We start from the raw sequence: 18,533 nt of genomic DNA, 5'->3' as shown, positions 1-18,533 counted from the left end.
AGAAAAAAAACACCCCGGTCTTCTGCAGGAGGCAAATATAAAGGTTTTTATGGGTTAAAACAAATCTTCGGTCGTTTTAGCTAAGAATTTTTTTCGATGACGATATTATTCTTCTTCAGGTAATCCTGCCACTCCTGTTCTTCCAGAATAGGGCAATCAGGAGATAAATCACAAAAATCACAGCGTTGTATGCCATAAACCTGCTCCATCCAACACCCGGTGGCACTTTTGGAAACCTCATTGACATGATTGGGATTCGCCTTCATGATTTTTGCAGAGATATCCATCAGTTCAAGGATATCCTTTCGCCGTTGCTGATCTTCTACTCCCCAACTCATAGGTGTACTCCTGTTGATTATAACCATGAAAAAAATCGGCTACCAAAAAGACCGCATTTAACTTACTCAATATAATTTTTGTAAAAAAAGAAAATATTTCACCTGTGGCATCCATGCATCTTTTTCAGCGCAGGGAAAGTCTTGCCTGAGAGCAAGAAATTTTAAGTTGGCAACAAGCGCTAAAAAAGAGTAACTTTAAGTACGTTCGTGAAGCTGTTTCTGGTGAAGCGGCGTCGCGCAAGGCATTGTAACACAGACCAAAGTCTCTATGAAATCCTGGGAAATCAGACAATCTTTTTTGGATTATTTCGCTCAAAAAGCTCACACCATCGTTCGTTCAGCTCCGGTTATTCCTGCCGATGATCCCACCCTTCTCTTCACCAATGCCGGAATGAACCAGTTCAAGGATGTTTTTTTGGGAAAAGGATCAAGGCCCTATGTACGGGCAGCCGATACCCAGAAATGCATCAGGGCATCAGGCAAGCATAACGACCTCGAAGATGTTGGCAGGGATACCTACCACCACACCTTTTTTGAAATGCTCGGTAACTGGTCATTTGGAGATTACTACAAACAAGAGGCCATAACCTGGGCATGGGAACTGCTGACCGATGTATGGAAGCTGCCGAAAGAGCGTCTCTACGCAACCGTCTATCAGGATGATGATGAAAGCTTTCAGATATGGAAAACAGCAACAGATATAAATCCTGATCACATTATCCGTTTCGGTGAAAAAGACAATTTCTGGGAGATGGGTGAAACCGGCCCCTGTGGCCCCTGTTCCGAGATTCATATCGATCTGACCGAAGATGGTTCCGGCCACAGCCTTGTCAATGTCGGCGATTACCGGGTCATCGAACTCTGGAATCTTGTCTTTATCCAATATAACAGGCAGAGTGACGGCTCCCTTGAACCGCTTCCCATGAAACATGTCGATACCGGCATGGGCTTCGAGCGCGTTGCCGCCGTATTGCAGGGAAAAGGGTCAAACTACGACTCCGACGTTTTTCAGCCACTCTTCGACCGCATCACCGAAATTACCGGTGTCCGCTACGGCGCATCCATGGACGATCCCCTCGACATAGCCATGAGGGTTATAGCCGACCATGCCCGTACCCTCACCTTTGCCCTTTCCGACGGAGCCATGCCCTCCAACGAAGGTCGCGGCTACGTGCTTCGCCGCATACTCCGCCGGGCACTCCGCTACTCCAAAAATCTCGGCTATAACGAACCCATTCTGCATCAGCTTGTCGGTACATTAGCTGCCTCAATGGGAGATGTCTTTCCCGAGCTGCGCAAACAGCAGGAGACTGTCAGTAAAATCATCAGGGCCGAAGAGGAAAGTTTCATCGTTACCCTCGACCGGGGTATAGAGATATTCAACGAAGTTATTGAGCAAGTCCGCTCAGCCAACAGCACAACCATTACCGGTGAAGATGCCTTCAAACTCTACGACACCTATGGCTTCCCCTTCGATTTGACCCGCCTGATGGCCTCCGATGTTGGCTTTTCTGTTGACGGTGAAGGTTTTGAACACTGCATGCAGCAGCAGAAAACCCGAGCAAGAACCGACCGCAAGGAAAAACATCAGGTACAGGATGACGGATCGCAATGGCTCTGGTTCAGCGACGTGCATCGCTCGGAGTTTGCAGGCTACGACCAGCTTGAGATGCCCGTGCTTATTACCGGCATCAAGCATCTCCAGGGAAAGCTGCTTCTGGTACTCGACCGTACCCCCTTCTATGCTGAAAGTGGCGGCCAGGTTGGAGACCGGGGCTGGATAGAGAGCGCCACCTATCGTCTTCAGGTATCCGATACCATCAAGGATGGCGATGCCATTGTTCATCTTGTTACCGAAGCCTTCGACAAGATTTTGGATACGCCAATCAGTGTTGATGATCTCCAGCTCGATGAGAAGGAGCTTTCTGCTGAAGCCTCAGTAGACCGTCATTTGCGCCAGGATACCGAGTGCAACCATACCGCTACACACCTCATGCACAGTGCGCTCCGCAGGATTCTGGGGCAGCATGTCCAGCAGAAGGGCTCATATGTCAATGCCGAACGCCTTCGTTTCGATTTCAGCCATTTTTCCCGCATGACCGAAGCAGAGATTGAGGCCGTTGAAGCCGACGTGAACGACCATATCCGCCGAGCAGAACCCGTGCAGAAACATGCCGATGTTCTCTACGATGACGCCATTGCCATGGGAGCGCTTGCCTTTTTTGGCGACAAATATGCCGACCGGGTACGGGTTATTGAAATTCCGGGAATCTCCGTCGAACTCTGTGGCGGCACCCATGCAGACAATATCGGACGTATCGGGCTCTTCAAGATAGTCAGTGAATCATCGGTAGCATCAGGCGTTCGACGTATAGAAGCGCTCACCGGAAAAGCGGCAGAAAAACTCTTGTGGAAAGAGTACCATGAACTTCAGCAAGTGCGTCATCTCCTTAAAGCAAAAGGGGATGAACCCGTACTCGAAAAAATTGTCGCCCTGATGGATGCAAAAAAAGAGCTGGAAAAAGAGCTGAGCGGCAGCAGGGTAGGCTCGCTTGTCACCAGCTTGACTGCCGAGCTTGACGCATCTCCCGATATCAGTGGCTGCCGGGTCATGACCAAAGTGCTCGAAGAGGTAGACGGCGACACCCTTCGTCAGGCAGCGCTTGCCCTCCGCGATCAGGCCACCTCAGTTGCAGGGCTGCTTTGCAGTGTGGAAGATGGAAAAATAGCGCTGGTCAGTTTTGCTTCCGACAAAGCTGTCCGGGAGTTTGGTATTGATGCCGGCAAACTGATCCGCGAGGCTGCACAATGCGTGCATGGCGGCGGCGGTGGCAAACCCGAGTTCGCAACAGCCGGAGGTAAAAATCCGGAAGGTATACAGAAGGCATTTGACACCTTTCTTGCCGCAATCCGGGAAAAAACGGGCACGATATAACTAATTAATGCAGAAATACTACAGATGAAGAAAAATATTGATGTCCTTGTTATAGGTGGAAGTGCGGCAGGTATTGTTGCCGCCTCAACCGGAAAAGCGTTTTACCCGGCCAAAAGTTTTCTTGTGGTCCGTCGGGAGCGCGAAGCCGTTGTCCCCTGCGGAATACCCTACATTTATGGAACACTGGAGAGTATCAGCCAGAACATTATTCCCAATGCGCATATCGAACAGGCCGGAGTAGAGCTTTTTATTGATGAAGTTGTTGCTGTTGACCGCACAGCCAAAGTTGCAACCACAGCCGATGGTACACAAATAACCTTCGACAAGCTTGTCTTTGCAACCGGTTCCATGCCGAAAGTCCCCTCCTGGCTGAAAGGTACAGCTCTTGGCAATGTCTTTACCATTCCCAAGGATCGTGACTATCTGGAGAATCTTCGTATTAAACTGGAACAGTGCACCACGATTGTCATTATCGGAGGAGGATTTATCGGCGTTGAAATTGCCGATGAACTGCGCAAGAAAGGCAAGAAGATTACGGTGGTTGAGGTCATGCCCCATGTATTGAATGCTGCATTTGATGACGATCTTTCCGTTAAGGTCGAAAAAATCCTGACAGATAATGGCGTCATACTCAGAACGGGTGAGAAAGTCAGCGAACTCATCGGCGAGGGTGTGGTTTCGGAAGTGCTTCTTGAAAACGGAGAGCGCCTTGCCGCCGACGCGGTCATTCTTGCAACCGGATATGCTCCCAATGTGGAGCTTGCCCGAAAAGCCGGCATAAAAATCAATGAGCTCGGAGCCATCAGGGTAGACGAGTACATGCGTACCGAAGACAAGGATATCTTTGCAGTCGGCGACTGTGCCGAAAAGTTTTCCTTCATCACCCGTATCGTAAAAGGATTGATGCTTGCCTCTACCGCTTGTTCCGAGGCCCGAATTGCCGGTATGAACCTCTACGGGCTGTCGCGGCTGAGAACCTTCAGCGGCACCATATCAATATTTTCAACCGCAATCGGAGGTACAACTTTCGCTGCGGCCGGTGTTACCGAGCACCTTGCCCTTGATCGAGGGTTTGACGTCATATCCGCATCGGCAGAAGGCATCGACAAGCATCCGAAGTCCCTGCCAGATACCTGCAGCCAGTTTGTCAAGCTCATCGTCAACCGCGATTCCGGGCTTGTGCTTGGCGGAGCGGTGGTCGGAGGGGTCAGTGCGGGAGAGCTGATCAATGTTATCGGGCTCATTATCGAAAACAAGATGACCATCCATGAGGTGCTCACCCTTCAGGTCGGTACCCATCCGTTGCTCACCGGTCCACCAACGGGCTATCCCCTCATCAAGGCGGCCGAGGCGGTGGCCAAAAAACTACGAAGCTCTCGATAAGAGATGAAATACCCGGCAGGGAAAAGAGCAATGCCGCCTGAGCATGTTGCCGCTCAGGCGAAGGCTCTCTGTGCCGTCTGTGCCGGGAAAAAGGAACGACTATTGATCGATTATGCTGCTTCTTGACTGCTTTTTTGGCCGATGCAAAAAGCCATCCTGCGAAGGATGCGCCCTGAAACTTGTCCGCTCTCTGCGCCTTGCGCTCAAATCGCGCGCGATGCAGAAAGAGGAGGAGTTCGAAGTCGATACGGCCTGTTCACCGCAGATGCCCGAACAGGTGACGCTGCCGGCTAAAACGACATCGCACAAACAGGATGCCACAAAAAAACGGAAGCGGCTGACCGCTCCGAGAGAGGAGATCGCCTGGTACCCTGTGATCAAGCCGGAACTCTGCAACGGCTGCGGCGACTGCAAGGTGCTCTGCAAACCCGGTGTCTTCGAGTTGGGAGCGCCAGATCCTGCGGGTATCTGCCGACCGAAACTTATTGTTGCGCATCCCTACAAATGCCTGGTTCTCTGCACCAGGTGCGTGCCCATCTGCACTTCAGGAGCAATTACTCTCCCTCCGAAAGAGGAGTTCGAGCGCTTCGTGGAATATCTGGACTGACAGCAAGCCAGCCGGAGAATATCGAAAGGAAAACATAAAACGGAGCGTATCATGAGCGGTTCAGCCTCATCGGCAAAGAAAAAAAAGAGGCTTCTCGCCCCAAGAGAGGAGATCGCCTGGTTTCCCGTCATTGATACCGATGCCTGCAACGGTTGCGGTGACTGTGAGGGCTTCTGCAAACCGGGGGTATTTGCCCTTGGCGAACCAGAAGGGGTCAAACGGGCCAAAATGACCGTTGCCAACCCCTGGAACTGCATCGTGCTCTGCACCCGCTGCGAGCCCGTCTGCCCCTCCGGAGCCATTACCCTGCCGCGTAAAGAGGATTTCGAGCGGTTCGTCGAATATGTCGATTGACGAATCCGAAAGAGTGACCGTGCAGTTTTACCGATAAATCTGCACGTCATTTCATTGTCAAACGCATACAAGCTCAGAATCAACATTGGTATAGCTCCCTATTCCGGCAACTCATCCCGATCCCTGAAGCCCATCAGGTAGAGGATTCCATCAAGGCCAAGCGTTGAAATTGCCTGTTTCGCCCGCTCCCGCACGATAGGCTTCGCCCTGAAAGCGATGCCGAGTCCCGCCTTGCCGAGCATCGGCAGGTCGTTTGCTCCGTCACCTACGGCAACGGTCTGCTCAAGGCTGATGTTCTCCTTTTCGGCAAGCAGTTCGAGCAGTTCGGCCTTCCTCGCTCCATCCACAACCCTGCCGAGCACCCTTCCCGTCAGGCAGCCGTTCTCGATTTCAAGGGTGTTGGCATAGACATAGTCGATCGAGAGCTTTTTCTGCAGATAATGACCGAAATAGGTGAATCCTCCCGAAAGAATCGCGGTTTTATAACCGAGCCGTTTCAGGTTGCTGAACAACCGTTCAGCGCCTTCGGTAAGCTGCAACCGTGCGGCGATGCTCTCCATCACATGTTCGTCAAGCCCCTTGAGCTGCGCCACCCGCCGCTGCAGGCTCTCGTTGAAATCCAGCTCCCCCCGCATAGCCTGTTCGGTGATGGCTGAAACCTCCTCGCCGACCCCGGCCTCCTTTGCAAGCTCGTCGATCACCTCCGAGGTGATCAGGGTCGAATCCATATCGAACACCACCATCCGCCGGTTCCGCCGGAAAATATTATCCTCCTGGAAGGCGATATCAATACCAAGGCTGTCAGTAATGGCCAGAAGCTGTTCGCGAAAAAGGTTTTCATCGGAGAGGGTTCCCCTCAGCGAGAACTCTACGCATGCGCGGGTGTGGTTGTCGCCGTTATCGAGCGGTATTCGCCCGGAAAGGCGATTGATGGTATCAATATTGAGATTATGCTCGGCAATGATCGACGATACCCGCTTAAGCTGTTCAGCAGAAATTTTCCTCGACAGCAGCGACAGCAGGTATCGGGGCTTTCCCTGTTCTCCGACCCAACGGCCGTACTCTTCATCAGGCACCGGTGTAAAGGAGATCTGTATCCCGAGCGTATGAGCGCAGAAGAGCAGATCTTTGAGAACAGGCGACGAAGCCGACTCCTTGGGCACCTCAACCAGCATGCCAAGGCTCAGATGGTTATGGATCACCGCCTGCCCGATATCAAGCACCGGTATCCTCGCATCAGCAAGAATCGCCGTTATTTTCGACGTCAGACCCGGTTTATCCAGACCGGTAATATTGATAAGGAGAAGCTCGCTCATATCAGGGAGGTTAACGGTTAGCCCTACGCAACAGGCGGTATCGACAAGCCATTCCGCAGAACTGTCATGGAGCCGTTTATTGTGGCCATCTCCCATGACAATCCCGCTCGACTGTTGAACAACAACATCGCATTGCAAAACATCAAGATAGTGTTGTTTCAGGAACCTTCAAAAACGGGAGCAGGGAAGATAACCGAATGGCAGGCATCGGGCACAGGCAGAATGTCAGTGGTTTGCAGTGTAGTTGCTGATGGTTTTATGCCGTATTATTTTGATGGCTGGACATTATTTTGCTATACTTTCAGTAAGCTGTTGTTGCGATGCGAGTAAACATGCTGGTCGCTGCTCACTCATTGTGAAGCAGATATGATATTCGAACCATTCAGGAATGGGGACTCCGCTATCGCTCCGCCCCTGAACTTTGTCGTTAGGCGGAACAAATAAAGAGGGCTATCAATGGGGCGAGACCACACGTTTATGGATCAAGAGTTCGGTAGGCCAGATTACGATCCCGATGACCAAGGAAATTTTGAGCTAGGATTAGTTTTTGTCATCATGCCTTTTCGGGGTCAAGAAATGGCAGATGCATATACGGCAATTAAAGATGAATGCCGAAAACTTAAATTGCGGGTCAAGCGTGTTGACGAAAATACGGGTTCTGGCCTTATTATTCGAGAAATCACCGACCTAATTGAGCGTTGTGAATTTATAATTTGTGATCTCACTAATGAGCGCCCTAATGTTTATTACGAATTAGGGTATGCTCATGGGGTCGGAAATGAAGCAAATGATATATTGCTTATTGCAAAAGAAGGAAGCACCCTTCACTTCGATATAGCATCACTTCGAGTTCAATACTACTCATCAAGCGAACATTTAAGATCAATAATTTCATCAAACCTGAAAGCCATGATTAAGGCAACACGGAAATGAAAGCAGTGCCTAAAGCCGCAATAACGGTACTCCGCGTATTGCGCCGAATGGATAAAAAGAGCAAAATTCATGAACCCTGGCATTGTCTCTCTGCCCACCCGCCTAACCCGCCGTTCCAGCCGACCCGCGTCAGCGTTTGGCGTGTTCAGTCTGGTTTCACCCGCACGGGCGGCTGAACGGTGTCGTTATGCAATTCATTAAAGAAAGGTCGACTTTATGAAAATAATCAACATTATTGCATTTATTGTTGGTCTTCTGCTCGGTTCCGGTTTGTTGTTGAGCGCAGTTTTTGTCTATGTGAAACGGCAGATATTCGGTGTAGGCGGAATTGTGCTGATCGTCTTTGGTTCGTTTTTAATTGGTCTTTCAATTTGGACTTCTTTTGAGATTTCAGTCAATTCTGATGGAACCATTAAGGCAAAATATAATCAAGAAACCAAAGAGGAAATAGGCGTTAAAGCAGCAGAGGTTAACGGTAGCATTGAACAGCTAAAGCTTAAATTAAGTAATTTAACCCAAGACGTACTCACTCTCAAGCGAGCAGTTCCAGGCGTCACTTTCTCTCGAGATAAAACTTTAGAGAGAGAACAAAAGGAAAAATTATTCGCGAACAATTCCGAATATTCCATTTTGGTTTTCTATAAACCATATCAAAGGGATATATCCGTTAAGCTATCTAATATGCTTTTGTCACTTGGCTTCAAATCATCAGCAACTCCAAGCGAATTGAAAGAAGCAGCTCGACAATTTAAACCAAATAAAGCTTGGATTATTTATACACCCAAAGGAGAAAAAAAAATACCTGAACTAAAAAAGATTTTATCGTCTACGGGAACTTCCATTGAGTATATTTATCGAAACAGATCGTATGCGTTGCGAAGTGGAGACATTCAAATTCTAATATTTTAAACAAAACATTATTGATACGGTAGAATACATAATGAATCAATATTCGGAAATAAGGACAACCACCAATAAAAGCGCACAACAAATCAATCAACCCCATCTGAATATCGGTCTGTGAAAAAACTGTTTCACAGAGGCTGGTGGGTTATTTTCTGCGTTAGGCTTAAAAAAGTAAGAATGCGTAACGCGCTGTGTCCAGTACTTTTTTATCTTGCTACGCAAAGAACAAATATTTGATCCGAAGATGCCATGACCCGTATGTACTACGAAGTCACCAGTGACTGGAAGGCAACAGCGCTATACAGCAGGCGGTAAAATCTTTTTCTAAGGAATGGCTTATGGTCAACCAAACACAAAGAGTCTTTTTATACGACGCTTACATGTCCGCGAACCCTGCCAAATTTGGCTATTGGACAGTAAAGTGTAATGTGATTGTCAAGAATCTCGCGTTCGAAAAGAACGTTACTATTTGGCCTTGCCGATCTAACGATTCTTCGTATTGGCATATCAGTCCCTGCTTATTTATAAGATCATTGGAATCGAATTTTGAGTTGTGGTCTGGTCTTGCTTGGACAACCGGAGCTAGGTCTTTACAGTTTGCCATCAGATATGATGTAAGCGGTGCTACATACTGGGATAACAATGATGGTGGTGATTATTTTCTGGTCGAGGATAAAGTAGATAGTATAGTAAATACTCACAGTCCTCTGTGCCTTCCTCAGGATGATCTCGTATTTCGCAAGGCTGATTGGGATCGTTACCAGACATGGTAAAGGGAGTAGGCTCAATTATGAAACCAGAAAATGGCCTAACCTTTAGCTCAAAAGCGTGCGCGCCGCTTTAGCTCGGCCGTTAGGTATATCATAAACTCAACAAGAGAAAGTTTAGAGCATAATGCCTACGATTTAAATGTTTTACGGTGTTCTTATTCGGATGTTATTTCGGGATGCCGAGAAACATCATGTTCCGCACATACATGCAGATTATCAGGGAAACGTTGCAGTGTTCTCTATCCCTGAAGGAACGTTATTGGCAGGTTTACTGCCACCGAACAAACACAAGCTGGTAGTTGCCTGGATCGAGATTCATCACGAAGATTTATTGGCTGACTGGAATTTGGCAGTAAATGGAAAGAAACCATTTCCGATAAAGGGACTTGATCAATGAGAATTGCAGAACTACATCCACAACCTGATTGGGTGTTGTCAGTTGTTTCGGAAGATGGCCGTGTTGGTCGTTTTGATGTCACTCCTTATCTGGAATACGAAGCGTTTGAAGAGCTTCGTGACCATGGTGAATTCATAAAGGTTATCAACGGAGGATACTTCGTCGAATGGGCGTGTGGTGTGGATTTGTCAGCGGACACAATTGAGGCGCAATGGCAGGTTGTTGGTAAAGCAGAGCAGTAGAACACTGTCTGACCTTCTGTTATTTATTGATACTAACTCGTTCACCATCAGGGGTTTACAGCCTCGTTCTCGACTTATAGTCAATGTTGTTATGCCGATCCGTCTAAGATGCAGAAATAAAAACAAATAGTTGATTTAAGCGATTTATAAAAAATAGGTTAGTGATATTTTTGATGGTTTGGAAATGACGTCTTATATCTACTGTAACTCAAAAATCTGCGGTATAGACGGATCCATCTAATTATTGTTATGGCTAAACCATGCACAATCCTAAGGAGGTAATATGGAAGTTACGATTAAAGAAATAGATGTTCCACAATTTGATCCGAGCTCTGAAGGTATTGTTATTCTGCCACATAATTACCAAGCAGATGAAAAGCATGTGTATCATTCGACAATAATATCATTCTATAAATACTCTAGGTATAAGCTTGATATTAAATATTTAACTGAACCTGAATTGCTTGTAGAGCAACGCTCTGGCGATTGGTTTGGCCCACTCTTGTTTATCTCGTCTTCAGCGTTATCACACAACCCTGAGCTAATCTCTATCACTTGTGGCGTTATTGCAAATTACGTAACTGATTTCTTCAAGGGCAAAGAAAGGCCAAATATTCGCCTTAAGGTTATCCACAAGGAAACGAAAACATCAAAATTAACAGAAATATCCTATGAAGGTGGTATAGAGGGTCTATATAAGCTCCAAGAATCAATAAATAAAATTGCAAGCAAGAGCATTGACAATGAATGAGAACAGAGTTTCATATGAGAAAATTCACGAAGAGTTCTGTGATTTTATAGATTCTTGTGGGAAATTCAGTTTCTATACTAGATCCACAGAAATGCAGCATCAGAAGGTGTCGGAGTGTGAAAAATATCTTGGGATTATTAAGCAATATAAGCTTCAAGTAATTGAAAAAAACAACGAGTATGCGGCCAATCAGTTTTTCCACATGCAATGCATGATCAACGCTCTAAAATCATCTCTCTTTATGTGGATAGATCTAAAGAAGAATGATTTTGAAAATTCATGGACCCATTTGTTGGATGCACAGGAATATACGTCTATCGCTTTAAAAGTCAGTGATTATGAAGGGGTTCGAAATCTCGAGGCCCGTCTAAAATGCGCCCGAAAAATCCCCTTTTTCCAGGATGGAAAAAATATAACACCCCTAGCTTTGTTGAAACCATAGGCAAATGTTCCATATGTAATGCCCTATTTTCTGAGTGTGATCATGTAGAAAATGAAGTTTATATGGGTAGACTATGCCAGCGCGCCGATAGAGAGATTGTAAGGGTTGATCACATTGCGTTTGTAGAAAACCCGCGTGATCGGAGGTGCATAATTACTAAAACATCAGACGATGAAGGGAATGAAATCGACTATTTTACTTGGGAAAAAACAGGAAAAATAGTGAATAATGATGAAGGACATCATTTCGAAGGTCGTATGTTTTGTTACCCTACACTGGGTGTTCTGTAGAATGGAATACTTGGGGACATCCAGTAAGCGCCGATAAAAACCGGTAGAAAGTGGAGTATGCAAGTTACTCACATGAAAGGTATAGCCAACCATCATGACCCCGAGTCATGCCTCGATAGCCAGCAATGGAATGGGGAAGCGTTGACAGGGGAAAACACAGGAGTCCTATTGAGCTCCGAAATCACCACAATTTTCAGGCTGACCTCGTAGGATGAGAGGGAAAGCAACATCACCCATACCGACATGGCAAGGTGTGGTAGGCTGCGGCGTTGGTTTATAGAGTTAATGGTACTTCTTTTGGTAACTTATAATATATATTAACAATATCTTCAAGATGCAGAATCGTGATGCTCTGGACTTGTTAGCTAGTTGATTCTTTTCAAGAATAAAAGAAATTTTGACTTCATAGATGCAGTGTCAGGGATTCACAAAGTCAGGCAAGCCATGCCGTAATCAAGCGACAGCAAATGGCTACTGTCATCTTCATGTTGGAGTTCCAACGCGTCAAGCGAGAAGAAGAGAATTTGAGAGAAACTACTCGGCCATGACACCAGAGGAGCGTTCGTCTCATGATTCAGTTGTAACCGGCTGTATTCTGGTGATTCTGGCTTTGGCTTTATTGTATGGCGCGATTACAGGAGATTGGAGCGGTATTGGAAAATGGTTGAGTAGATAAAATAGAAATGGCGCTGTCGTGACGCAGGATGTGAAATGTTTATAAAAAAACTACATACATGTATGAAAATAAGATCTTTTATCATTTTAATGATAATGATGATGTATCCGTTATTCCTGCATGGCGCTGTTGAGCCTAAAGCGATTATCGAGGCAAAAACAGCGGTAATAAATATCGCAAAGGATCCGGAATCCGTAAGATTCAGGGATGTTCGTATCGAGAAGATGAAAAATGGTGAATGGATAAAAGGCGAGTATAATGCAAAAAATAGCTTCGGCGGGTATGTCAGATGATCAACAGCTGTTGCATTCCATTGATTCACTGTTCGAGCAACTGACGAAATTTCAATGCGGTACGGATTTCATCCTTCAGATGTCCGCCCTGCTTTACCCTGATGTTGACATTGCACGCCAGGGAGAGGCTTTTTCGTATCGTCGAAATTCAGGCTGTTTCAGGCGGATTATTCCACAGGCCTCCAGATGCCGCCATAATTTTCGTCGTCGCTGCCGATGCTCATACGGCTTCCTGCGACAGATTCGGCAGCTCCGCTTAATGCCTCAATCTTGAGAGAGCCGATAGTCCGCCAGACCCCGGAATGCCGATTGGCAAGAACAGGTAAACTGAAATTACCGGAAATTCTGCCCGGAGAGTAGATCACTGAATTGAACGCTCCGTTATCTCCGTTGTCTTCTGCGGCAGATACCCAGATTTCACCTTCGGGAGAGATGTACATATCGCTGATATCCCGGTTTGTCAGCTCGTTTTTCCATTTGCCGGGAGCATTGACCTTCACTCCTTCAAGCCCCTTTTCGGTGAACTGAAGCTCATGGCGCTCGATATCAAGAACGCCCCATCGAATAACCCCCTCCGGAAATCGTTGTGATCCCCCTCTTTCGCCAAGCAGGAGCAACAATCTGCCGTCTGCTCCTCGTACGCATGCAAGAGCCTCATACTGATCGCCAACCTGTTGAGGGTTGTTATCCGCCAGTACCGGCAGTTTCATGACGCCAAGAATTACAGCCTGTTTTGTTGAAGCGTTGAGGCGAAGATGAAATAATCGTCCGCCTTTTTCCTTCCATGTTCCTGATTCAGCCATGAGATATTCGTTCGGATGAGAGGGAAGCGGGCACAGTGACTCAAGATCGCTCGCCCGCCCGTCGGCGTCCGGCCAGGAGTCAACCGTGACAGGATGGAGAGCCGGTGCCGCATATGCCGATAGCGTTATGATTGACATTCTTGGGCCGTTTTCAAACGATAACGCATCGTGAACGACGAGCCAGGAGTTGCCGTCAATCTGCGCCATTCCGCTTATGCCGGCAGTTGGTTGCTGCGATGTGTCTTCAGTTGCTGCATGAGGCGTACTGCAACCATACATTGGCAGCCAGAGTGAAAGCAATAACGCAACGTGGAGATAGGAGAGATGAATCTTGCGTTTCATAAGAGTACGATTTCGGTTGTTCGACAAGTTGTTGTTACCCCACAAAAACAAAATTTCACTGAACTCTGCATGTTGCTGTCAAAATGCCCGGATGGTGCGCACACGGTTGTAGGCCTCTTTGGGTTCGGCGCTCTGGCAGCCGAAAGAGTTGAAATCCTTTATCCAGATTCCGGCTTTTATCCAGCCCCCTCCATCAGGATTTTCCGAGGAGCTCCAGTAGTTGGCTGAATCATGCACAAAACCGCCGACTTCCCGTTTATGCATAAAAAGGTGGTTTAACTGTTCCTTGTCAGGCAAAAACCAGTCGCGGAAACCGCCATTTTCAGAATTTCTGCACGCCGCAATGGCATCAGGCCAGTTAAACAAACCTTCAGACAACCCTTTCATGGCGGCTATGCCCGGAGAGGAGCCCTCCATGTCCGATTTGGCGGCAATCAAACCATGCCGTCCGGTATGATCAACATAAAAGACAATGCCACCACCATATTGAGAGCCTATCTTGACAAGTGGCTCTGAGGATGATTTTTTTCCGAAGACTTTGTTGAACAAGGTCATGCAATTTTCTGCTTTTAAGCGTGTGCTGAGTTGGATGAGGGGGCACTTGACCCGGTGAATTCAAAAAAGGTAGTTTACAGCTTTCCGTAATAGTTTACCACTTCAAAAAGAAGAAATGAGTTGGCAGAGTACGCTGGTAATTCTTTGAAAAAGGATAAGAGGCTGAATATTCGGATTTCTGAAAGAGAGCTCACTGAGTTACAAAGAAAGGGCATCAAAGAAGGCTTGCCGTACCAGACTTATGTAGCAAGTATTATTCACAAGTTCATTAACGGAACACTGGTGTGATCGGAAAATAAGAATCACCCAGGGTTAGCGTAAAAAAACACCCATTGCTCATCGTTTGAAGGTGCAAACCAAATCAAACCCTATTCTGTTATCCGTTCTGTACAGCTCAAAACGTTCAAGCAATAGAGGGGGAAGCCGAAAGCGGGATTGTTCGGAGCTACGGAAAATGCTAACTTTGAAATATGTGCTGGAGTTCGGATGACCTATGCCGGAGCGGCGCGTCAGCTCGGGATCTTGACTGCAGCGGTGAACGGGATTGTGAAGCGCCTTGAGCTATAAGTTTACATCGTTGTGAGCATCCCCTTGGGTTCCTTGTTGCTTTGAAGAGTTCCGGACTGGTTCGTGATGTCGCCCATTATTTTGGATTGCAGAAGGCTGATGCTGATCGAATGATTTTGAGGTTGCCCATGTTACGCAGACCTGGGGCGAGGGGGCAAAAACTGTTGGTGCACGACCGGCAGAAATAAAACGGATGGAGAGTGCTTTTGAGCATGACGACCTGTACTGCGCTTTACGCTTGTGAGTCGCTGAGAGGCAGGTGAAAAAATGGAGGCTCGTTGACGCTGTTCCGTATTCTGAAATTTTTTTAGTAGTATGGTCGCTATGCAGGCCGTTTTAACAAAATCTGGAACCCTGCCTGTTCAAAATGATGATCAGTACTGAAAATATCCTTTATTCCCATATTCTTCGCCACATGAATACTTGCACAATCAACCAAACCCCATTCTTTATCCATCATTTGTCTATACAGTTCAAAACTTCTGCTGATAATATTTTCATCAACAAGGATGCTTGTCCATTTTTTTGATTGTCTTATTGCATCAATCAACTTGATTGCAAAAGGTTTCAGAGTAACCGTACTGAAAGCATTTCCAAATTCAAGCAAAATTGCACTTGTTGTTACAAATGTAATGTTTGACCTGCTCAATTTATCATTGATGCCAATGGCCTGAAAATGAAAAGCATCTCGTTTATTACCCAGGGCAATCAATGCTGATGTATCAACGAAAATATGCTCCGTCATCGCTTCGCAATTCCATAGAGGTAATGATCGTGATTTTCGGCAAAATCGTCCCTGCCGGTATCAACTGCAATTTTATCAATATTGAGGTTATCCCAGGAATCATATGACAGCGCCTCTGGCTTTATTTCTACAGCAATACCTTCCTTGGTAAAGAGAGCTTTCAATTTATTAATAACCGGTGATAGTTGATCCGGCAGAATATCAGGTAATGTAATTGTTAATTGCATTGATAGTTACAGTTTCAGGATTATAAAGTAATCTGCCTGGATGTCGAATTCATGTTATTTAGGTGGGTTGGTTTCTTTAATGTGCAGATTACACCTCTGCAAAAAAATGCAGTGTACCCGTTAAAAAGATAACCAAAAAAATGAAAAAAATTGTTCCTCTCCTCTTAACTGCCGGTATGACTCAAAAAGAGCTTGCGCGTCAGGCACATACGTCACAGGCTGCGATTTCCCGCCTGGAATCAGGCACGTACAGAAACGTCAGTCTGGCCTTTCTGCGCCGTGTCAGAGCTGTTTTGGGAGTCAAGCCACACGTTAGTTTTCAGTAGCAGGTTCTGACATCAGGGAATATATGAGAGGATGAAGCGGACAGAGCCGCTTGTCTTGTCGTTAGGCCTTTTCTTTTCATAACATAAAGCAGGCATTATGGCTAAAAGTCAGGGAATGTGGGTCTATAGTCCATCTAAACCACCGGCACCAAAAGTGCCAACGAAGACAAAAGAAATTGTCAAGCAAAAGGCGGATGAATTTGTGGAAAAGGTTCTGAAACCAAAGCACATTCAACCTCCACCCGCTCCTGATGAATTTCAGCGCAATTACATCGCCGATATGTATACAAAGTGGTATCGACACTATTTTTACATTTGTGCAAAATATAATGTCCCTGGACCCAACGCTCAAATACCTTTCTTTGAAGCCAAGTTGGTTCGGCTGGAATATATCCGGGATAATCAGTTCAATATGGCGTTCATGCGCTATACTGGCGATTGGGTAGAATTGTATCAAGACTTGTCGCTTGAACAGTGTTTGGCAGCAGTTCAAAACGACCCATTTTTTGATTTGTAGCCGTCAGGCAAAGATAAAGCTCTGTTCATCATGACTTTTTGAGCATTTTCTCAAATCGTTTCAACTATCGATTATAGAAAAAATTGCTAACAAGTGCCAGAAAGAAAACCCCTGTTTTTTGAAAATTTGACAACCTCCCGCCGGATTAAAAACCATTTTTAATGATCAACAAAAGGCGTTTTTGTGCTGATCGTGACACGCCATGGGTAAACTACCGAATTTTGCTCCAGGAAGCGTCATAACGAACGGATCTCTCCCTGCGAATTGGTAAAAAACTCTTTTTTTGGGGAGAGAACTCAGGCAGCTTTTTTGTAGGGCCCTCGATGTCGCTTCGCATCCTGCTTGTACAAGAGTGCTCCATAACGATGAATGTTGCGAGCCAGCACTGCAAGGGCAACATAGCGATTGAATCCTTTGATGCCATCATCAGGGCATATATCCAAGCCGTGAACCTCAAGTGCGTTGATTGCTGATTCAACTGCCGAATGCTGCCGTCGCAGTCTCCTGAATTCCGGCTCGGATTCATGAGCTTTGTCGATTTTTGAGAGCTTGCCTTTTTTCGGCATAACAACTTTTTCAAGAAGCGCTTTCAGGTCGCGTTGGTTATCCGGGCTATGAAAGCCTTTGTCGTAGCTGATCGATCGCAAGTTTGGAAAACGTTGCTTGGTCTCTTCGATAATGGACACTGCGATGTCGCTATCGACAACTTTTTCCATGACCTGATGATGCAGGATAAAACGATACTGATCTTCGATAATACAGACCCGTAATCCCAACTCAACCGGCACTCCCGCCTTGCCTTTACTGATCCACTCGGTGTGTGGCTGAAAAATTGAAAAGACTTTCTCCGCATGCGGAATAACCTCGTCATTTATCCGACGACGAATTTGCCCCATTTGTACCTCAGCATGAGCAATATAGCCGTTAAGCTGGCTGAGCCGCAACGGATTTAAGCCACCCAGTTCTGCGCCGGTACGCACTGCCCGTTGTAACTGATAATCGACTGCCGCAAGGTAATCGAGGAGTGCTTGCTTTATTTGTTGATCTTTGAGAGCTTTCTTTTCCGGCTTTTTTGATGTCGAGTGCTTGAGCTGTTGCACAATACGACGCATTCTTTTGATATGCCGGATGTTATGATCGTATTGGCGCCATTGACTTAATCCTTCATCAAAAGACCATTTCGCACAGACCTCAATGGCTTTGCGAATGGCATCGAACAACTGGCTTGTATCAGCAGGAAAGTGAACGTTGGTTTCCACCACAAACGAATCACCTCGGGCCATTAAAGGGAAATTTTCTTCCTCTTTTTTTTTACTAACGTATGACCTGCACGGACAATTTCCTGGTTGATTCGATCAAGCAATTCGGGGGTAAACAGTCGGACATTATCTTTGATGGTCTGGAGTTCATAAGATGTTTTATCAGTCCAATCGTTGTGACCAAGCATCTGGCGAAGCGTATCGTGGTGATTGACCAATTCATGAAGCCGATCGTAATCAGCGTTGATTCCCAGTCGAACGACACCCAGTACCAAAATTGCCCATTGCTCCATACCGGGACGCCCTGTGTTTGGGTCAGCTTTTCCTTCTCCTTTTTTCCGTTCAGGACGAACCTCTTCGAGGATGGCAAAAACACGCTTGCGCAACTCCTCGTCGGTGTAGATGCCCTGAAGGCCCCTCAAGATTTTTGGGATATCATCTCGTGATTTCGGATCGAAAACAATGGCAGAAATATCGGTACGACCGAACATCATTTGGTGGTTGATGACGCTACGCATAGTGGATTTCAAAAAACGAAGTTTGGAGTCTGTTTCTCTTT

The 18,533-nt window shown here is 46.5% G+C and carries 22 protein-coding genes; 15 read left to right on the top strand and 7 right to left on the bottom strand.

What is annotated here, in order from left to right; genetic code table 11:
- Positions 1–80 precede the first annotated feature (80 nt).
- Positions 81–338, bottom strand: coding sequence for a hypothetical protein (locus PPHA_RS13145; RefSeq protein ID WP_012509300.1), 258 nt, complete (start codon positions 336–338; stop codon positions 81–83).
- A gap of 268 nt (positions 339–606) precedes the next feature.
- Here PPHA_RS13145 and alaS point away from each other — a divergent pair, with 268 nt between their 5' ends.
- The 4 genes from alaS to PPHA_RS13125 all read left to right on the top strand — a co-directional run bounded on the left by alaS (position 607) and on the right by PPHA_RS13125 (position 5,617).
- Positions 607–3,273: an alanine--tRNA ligase gene (gene alaS, locus PPHA_RS13140; protein WP_012509299.1), complete on the top strand. Its 2,667-nt coding sequence runs from the start codon at positions 607–609 to the stop codon at positions 3,271–3,273.
- 24 nt (positions 3,274–3,297) lie between these two features.
- Positions 3,298–4,656: an NAD(P)/FAD-dependent oxidoreductase gene (locus PPHA_RS13135; protein ID WP_012509298.1), complete on the top strand. Its 1,359-nt coding sequence runs from the start codon at positions 3,298–3,300 to the stop codon at positions 4,654–4,656.
- Positions 4,657–4,768: 112 nt separating this feature from the next.
- Positions 4,769–5,263: a 4Fe-4S dicluster domain-containing protein gene (locus PPHA_RS16060; protein ID WP_012509297.1), complete on the top strand. Its 495-nt coding sequence runs from the start codon at positions 4,769–4,771 to the stop codon at positions 5,261–5,263.
- A 51-nt stretch (positions 5,264–5,314) separates the two neighbouring features.
- Complete coding sequence (locus PPHA_RS13125; RefSeq protein WP_012509296.1) at positions 5,315–5,617, top strand: 4Fe-4S dicluster domain-containing protein; 303 nt, start codon at positions 5,315–5,317, stop codon at positions 5,615–5,617.
- A 98-nt stretch (positions 5,618–5,715) separates the two neighbouring features.
- Here PPHA_RS13125 and serB read toward each other — a convergent pair whose 3' ends face one another.
- Positions 5,716–6,933, bottom strand: a complete 1,218-nt coding sequence (gene serB, locus PPHA_RS13120) for a phosphoserine phosphatase SerB (protein ID WP_012509295.1) — start codon at positions 6,931–6,933, stop codon at positions 5,716–5,718.
- Positions 6,934–7,389: 456 nt separating this feature from the next.
- Between serB and PPHA_RS14770 the strand changes: the two genes are divergently transcribed.
- The 9 genes from PPHA_RS14770 to PPHA_RS13075 all read left to right on the top strand — a co-directional run bounded on the left by PPHA_RS14770 (position 7,390) and on the right by PPHA_RS13075 (position 12,633).
- Positions 7,390–7,866, top strand: coding sequence for a hypothetical protein (locus PPHA_RS14770; protein WP_012509293.1), 477 nt, complete (start codon positions 7,390–7,392; stop codon positions 7,864–7,866).
- A 216-nt stretch (positions 7,867–8,082) separates the two neighbouring features.
- Positions 8,083–8,775 carry a hypothetical protein gene (locus tag PPHA_RS13105; RefSeq protein WP_012509292.1) on the top strand — a complete coding sequence of 231 codons (693 nt, stop codon included), beginning with the start codon at positions 8,083–8,085 and terminating at the stop codon, positions 8,773–8,775.
- Between the two features lie 335 nt (positions 8,776–9,110).
- On the top strand, positions 9,111–9,545 hold the full coding sequence (locus PPHA_RS16885) for a phosphatase (RefSeq protein ID WP_012509291.1): 435 nt from the start codon (positions 9,111–9,113) through the stop codon (positions 9,543–9,545).
- Positions 9,546–9,681: 136 nt separating this feature from the next.
- Positions 9,682–9,939: a DUF4160 domain-containing protein gene (locus PPHA_RS13095; protein WP_012509290.1), complete on the top strand. Its 258-nt coding sequence runs from the start codon at positions 9,682–9,684 to the stop codon at positions 9,937–9,939.
- A complete protein-coding gene (locus tag PPHA_RS13090; RefSeq protein WP_012509289.1) occupies positions 9,936–10,181 on the top strand; it encodes a DUF2442 domain-containing protein in 246 nt (81 codons plus the stop codon). Before PPHA_RS13095 ends, PPHA_RS13090 begins: the two co-directional genes overlap by 4 nt.
- A 283-nt stretch (positions 10,182–10,464) precedes the next feature.
- The gene (locus PPHA_RS13085) at positions 10,465–10,932 is read left to right on the top strand and encodes a hypothetical protein (RefSeq protein ID WP_012509288.1); all 468 of its coding nucleotides are present in this window, start codon (positions 10,465–10,467) and stop codon (positions 10,930–10,932) included.
- Positions 10,925–11,374, top strand: coding sequence for a hypothetical protein (locus tag PPHA_RS13080; RefSeq protein ID WP_012509287.1), 450 nt, complete (start codon positions 10,925–10,927; stop codon positions 11,372–11,374). Before PPHA_RS13085 ends, PPHA_RS13080 begins: the two co-directional genes overlap by 8 nt.
- A 699-nt stretch (positions 11,375–12,073) precedes the next feature.
- A complete protein-coding gene (locus PPHA_RS15760; RefSeq protein WP_150085720.1) occupies positions 12,074–12,340 on the top strand; it encodes a DUF5763 domain-containing protein in 267 nt (88 codons plus the stop codon).
- 62 nt (positions 12,341–12,402) lie between these two features.
- On the top strand, positions 12,403–12,633 hold the full coding sequence (locus PPHA_RS13075) for a hypothetical protein (protein ID WP_150085718.1): 231 nt from the start codon (positions 12,403–12,405) through the stop codon (positions 12,631–12,633).
- A 167-nt stretch (positions 12,634–12,800) separates the two neighbouring features.
- Here the strand turns inward: PPHA_RS13075 and PPHA_RS13070 are convergent, their stop codons facing one another.
- From PPHA_RS13070 to PPHA_RS13050, 4 genes are all read right to left on the bottom strand, one after another.
- A complete protein-coding gene (locus PPHA_RS13070; protein WP_012509284.1) occupies positions 12,801–13,778 on the bottom strand; it encodes a hypothetical protein in 978 nt (325 codons plus the stop codon).
- 78 nt (positions 13,779–13,856) lie between these two features.
- The gene (locus tag PPHA_RS13065) at positions 13,857–14,333 is read right to left on the bottom strand and encodes a DUF1566 domain-containing protein (RefSeq protein WP_012509283.1); all 477 of its coding nucleotides are present in this window, start codon (positions 14,331–14,333) and stop codon (positions 13,857–13,859) included.
- A gap of 889 nt (positions 14,334–15,222) precedes the next feature.
- Positions 15,223–15,645 (bottom strand): type II toxin-antitoxin system VapC family toxin, encoded by a 423-nt coding sequence (locus PPHA_RS13055; RefSeq protein ID WP_012509282.1) that lies wholly within the window; start codon positions 15,643–15,645, stop codon positions 15,223–15,225.
- On the bottom strand, positions 15,642–15,872 hold the full coding sequence (locus PPHA_RS13050) for a hypothetical protein (protein ID WP_012509281.1): 231 nt from the start codon (positions 15,870–15,872) through the stop codon (positions 15,642–15,644). Before PPHA_RS13050 ends, PPHA_RS13055 begins: the two co-directional genes overlap by 4 nt.
- Before the next feature lie 140 nt (positions 15,873–16,012).
- Here PPHA_RS13050 and PPHA_RS13045 point away from each other — a divergent pair, with 140 nt between their 5' ends.
- Positions 16,013–16,198 (top strand): helix-turn-helix domain-containing protein, encoded by a 186-nt coding sequence (locus PPHA_RS13045; protein ID WP_012509280.1) that lies wholly within the window; start codon positions 16,013–16,015, stop codon positions 16,196–16,198.
- 97 nt (positions 16,199–16,295) lie between these two features.
- Positions 16,296–16,715 carry a DUF3024 domain-containing protein gene (locus PPHA_RS13040; protein WP_012509279.1) on the top strand — a complete coding sequence of 140 codons (420 nt, stop codon included), beginning with the start codon at positions 16,296–16,298 and terminating at the stop codon, positions 16,713–16,715.
- Positions 16,716–17,011: 296 nt separating this feature from the next.
- Here PPHA_RS13040 and PPHA_RS13035 read toward each other — a convergent pair.
- Positions 17,012–18,492, bottom strand: a protein-coding gene (locus PPHA_RS13035) for an ISNCY-like element ISPph5 family transposase (protein ID WP_150085532.1) whose coding sequence is annotated in 2 segments (ribosomal slippage) — positions 17,012–18,030 and positions 18,030–18,492 — 1,482 coding nt in all. Because the reading frame shifts where the segments join, the coding sequence is not laid out codon by codon here.
- Positions 18,493–18,533 lie beyond the last annotated feature (41 nt).

The sequence above is a fragment of the Pelodictyon phaeoclathratiforme BU-1 genome (assembly GCF_000020645.1).
GTDB lineage: Bacteria > Bacteroidota > Chlorobiia > Chlorobiales > Chlorobiaceae > Chlorobium > Chlorobium phaeoclathratiforme.
Note: the sequence above shows the minus strand (reverse complement) of the source record. Positions and strands in the feature narration are given on the sequence as shown.

Bases quoted from the DNA above. Each gene is read 5' to 3' on its own strand.
- PPHA_RS14770 (WP_012509293.1), top strand. From the start codon at position 7,390: ATGGGGCGAGACCACACGTTTATGGATCAAGAGTTCGGTAGGCCAGAT.
- PPHA_RS16885 (WP_012509291.1), top strand. From the start codon at position 9,111: ATGGTCAACCAAACACAAAGAGTCTTTTTATACGACGCTTACATGTCC.
- serB (WP_012509295.1), bottom strand. From the start codon at position 6,933: ATGAGCGAGCTTCTCCTTATCAATATTACCGGTCTGGATAAACCGGGT.
- PPHA_RS13045 (WP_012509280.1), top strand. From the start codon at position 16,013: ATGAAAAAAATTGTTCCTCTCCTCTTAACTGCCGGTATGACTCAAAAA.
- PPHA_RS13135 (WP_012509298.1), top strand. From the start codon at position 3,298: ATGAAGAAAAATATTGATGTCCTTGTTATAGGTGGAAGTGCGGCAGGT.
- PPHA_RS13090 (WP_012509289.1), top strand. From the start codon at position 9,936: ATGAGAATTGCAGAACTACATCCACAACCTGATTGGGTGTTGTCAGTT.
- PPHA_RS13095 (WP_012509290.1), top strand. From the start codon at position 9,682: ATGTTTTACGGTGTTCTTATTCGGATGTTATTTCGGGATGCCGAGAAA.
- PPHA_RS13125 (WP_012509296.1), top strand. From the start codon at position 5,315: ATGAGCGGTTCAGCCTCATCGGCAAAGAAAAAAAAGAGGCTTCTCGCC.
- PPHA_RS13145 (WP_012509300.1), bottom strand. From the start codon at position 338: ATGAGTTGGGGAGTAGAAGATCAGCAACGGCGAAAGGATATCCTTGAA.
- PPHA_RS13080 (WP_012509287.1), top strand. From the start codon at position 10,925: ATGAATGAGAACAGAGTTTCATATGAGAAAATTCACGAAGAGTTCTGT.
- PPHA_RS16060 (WP_012509297.1), top strand. From the start codon at position 4,769: ATGCTGCTTCTTGACTGCTTTTTTGGCCGATGCAAAAAGCCATCCTGC.
- PPHA_RS13105 (WP_012509292.1), top strand. From the start codon at position 8,083: ATGAAAATAATCAACATTATTGCATTTATTGTTGGTCTTCTGCTCGGT.
- alaS (WP_012509299.1), top strand. From the start codon at position 607: ATGAAATCCTGGGAAATCAGACAATCTTTTTTGGATTATTTCGCTCAA.
- PPHA_RS13065 (WP_012509283.1), bottom strand. From the start codon at position 14,333: ATGACCTTGTTCAACAAAGTCTTCGGAAAAAAATCATCCTCAGAGCCA.
- PPHA_RS13055 (WP_012509282.1), bottom strand. From the start codon at position 15,645: ATGACGGAGCATATTTTCGTTGATACATCAGCATTGATTGCCCTGGGT.
- PPHA_RS13040 (WP_012509279.1), top strand. From the start codon at position 16,296: ATGGCTAAAAGTCAGGGAATGTGGGTCTATAGTCCATCTAAACCACCG.
- PPHA_RS15760 (WP_150085720.1), top strand. From the start codon at position 12,074: ATGCAGTGTCAGGGATTCACAAAGTCAGGCAAGCCATGCCGTAATCAA.
- PPHA_RS13070 (WP_012509284.1), bottom strand. From the start codon at position 13,778: ATGAAACGCAAGATTCATCTCTCCTATCTCCACGTTGCGTTATTGCTT.
- PPHA_RS13075 (WP_150085718.1), top strand. From the start codon at position 12,403: ATGAAAATAAGATCTTTTATCATTTTAATGATAATGATGATGTATCCG.
- PPHA_RS13050 (WP_012509281.1), bottom strand. From the start codon at position 15,872: ATGCAATTAACAATTACATTACCTGATATTCTGCCGGATCAACTATCA.
- PPHA_RS13085 (WP_012509288.1), top strand. From the start codon at position 10,465: ATGGAAGTTACGATTAAAGAAATAGATGTTCCACAATTTGATCCGAGC.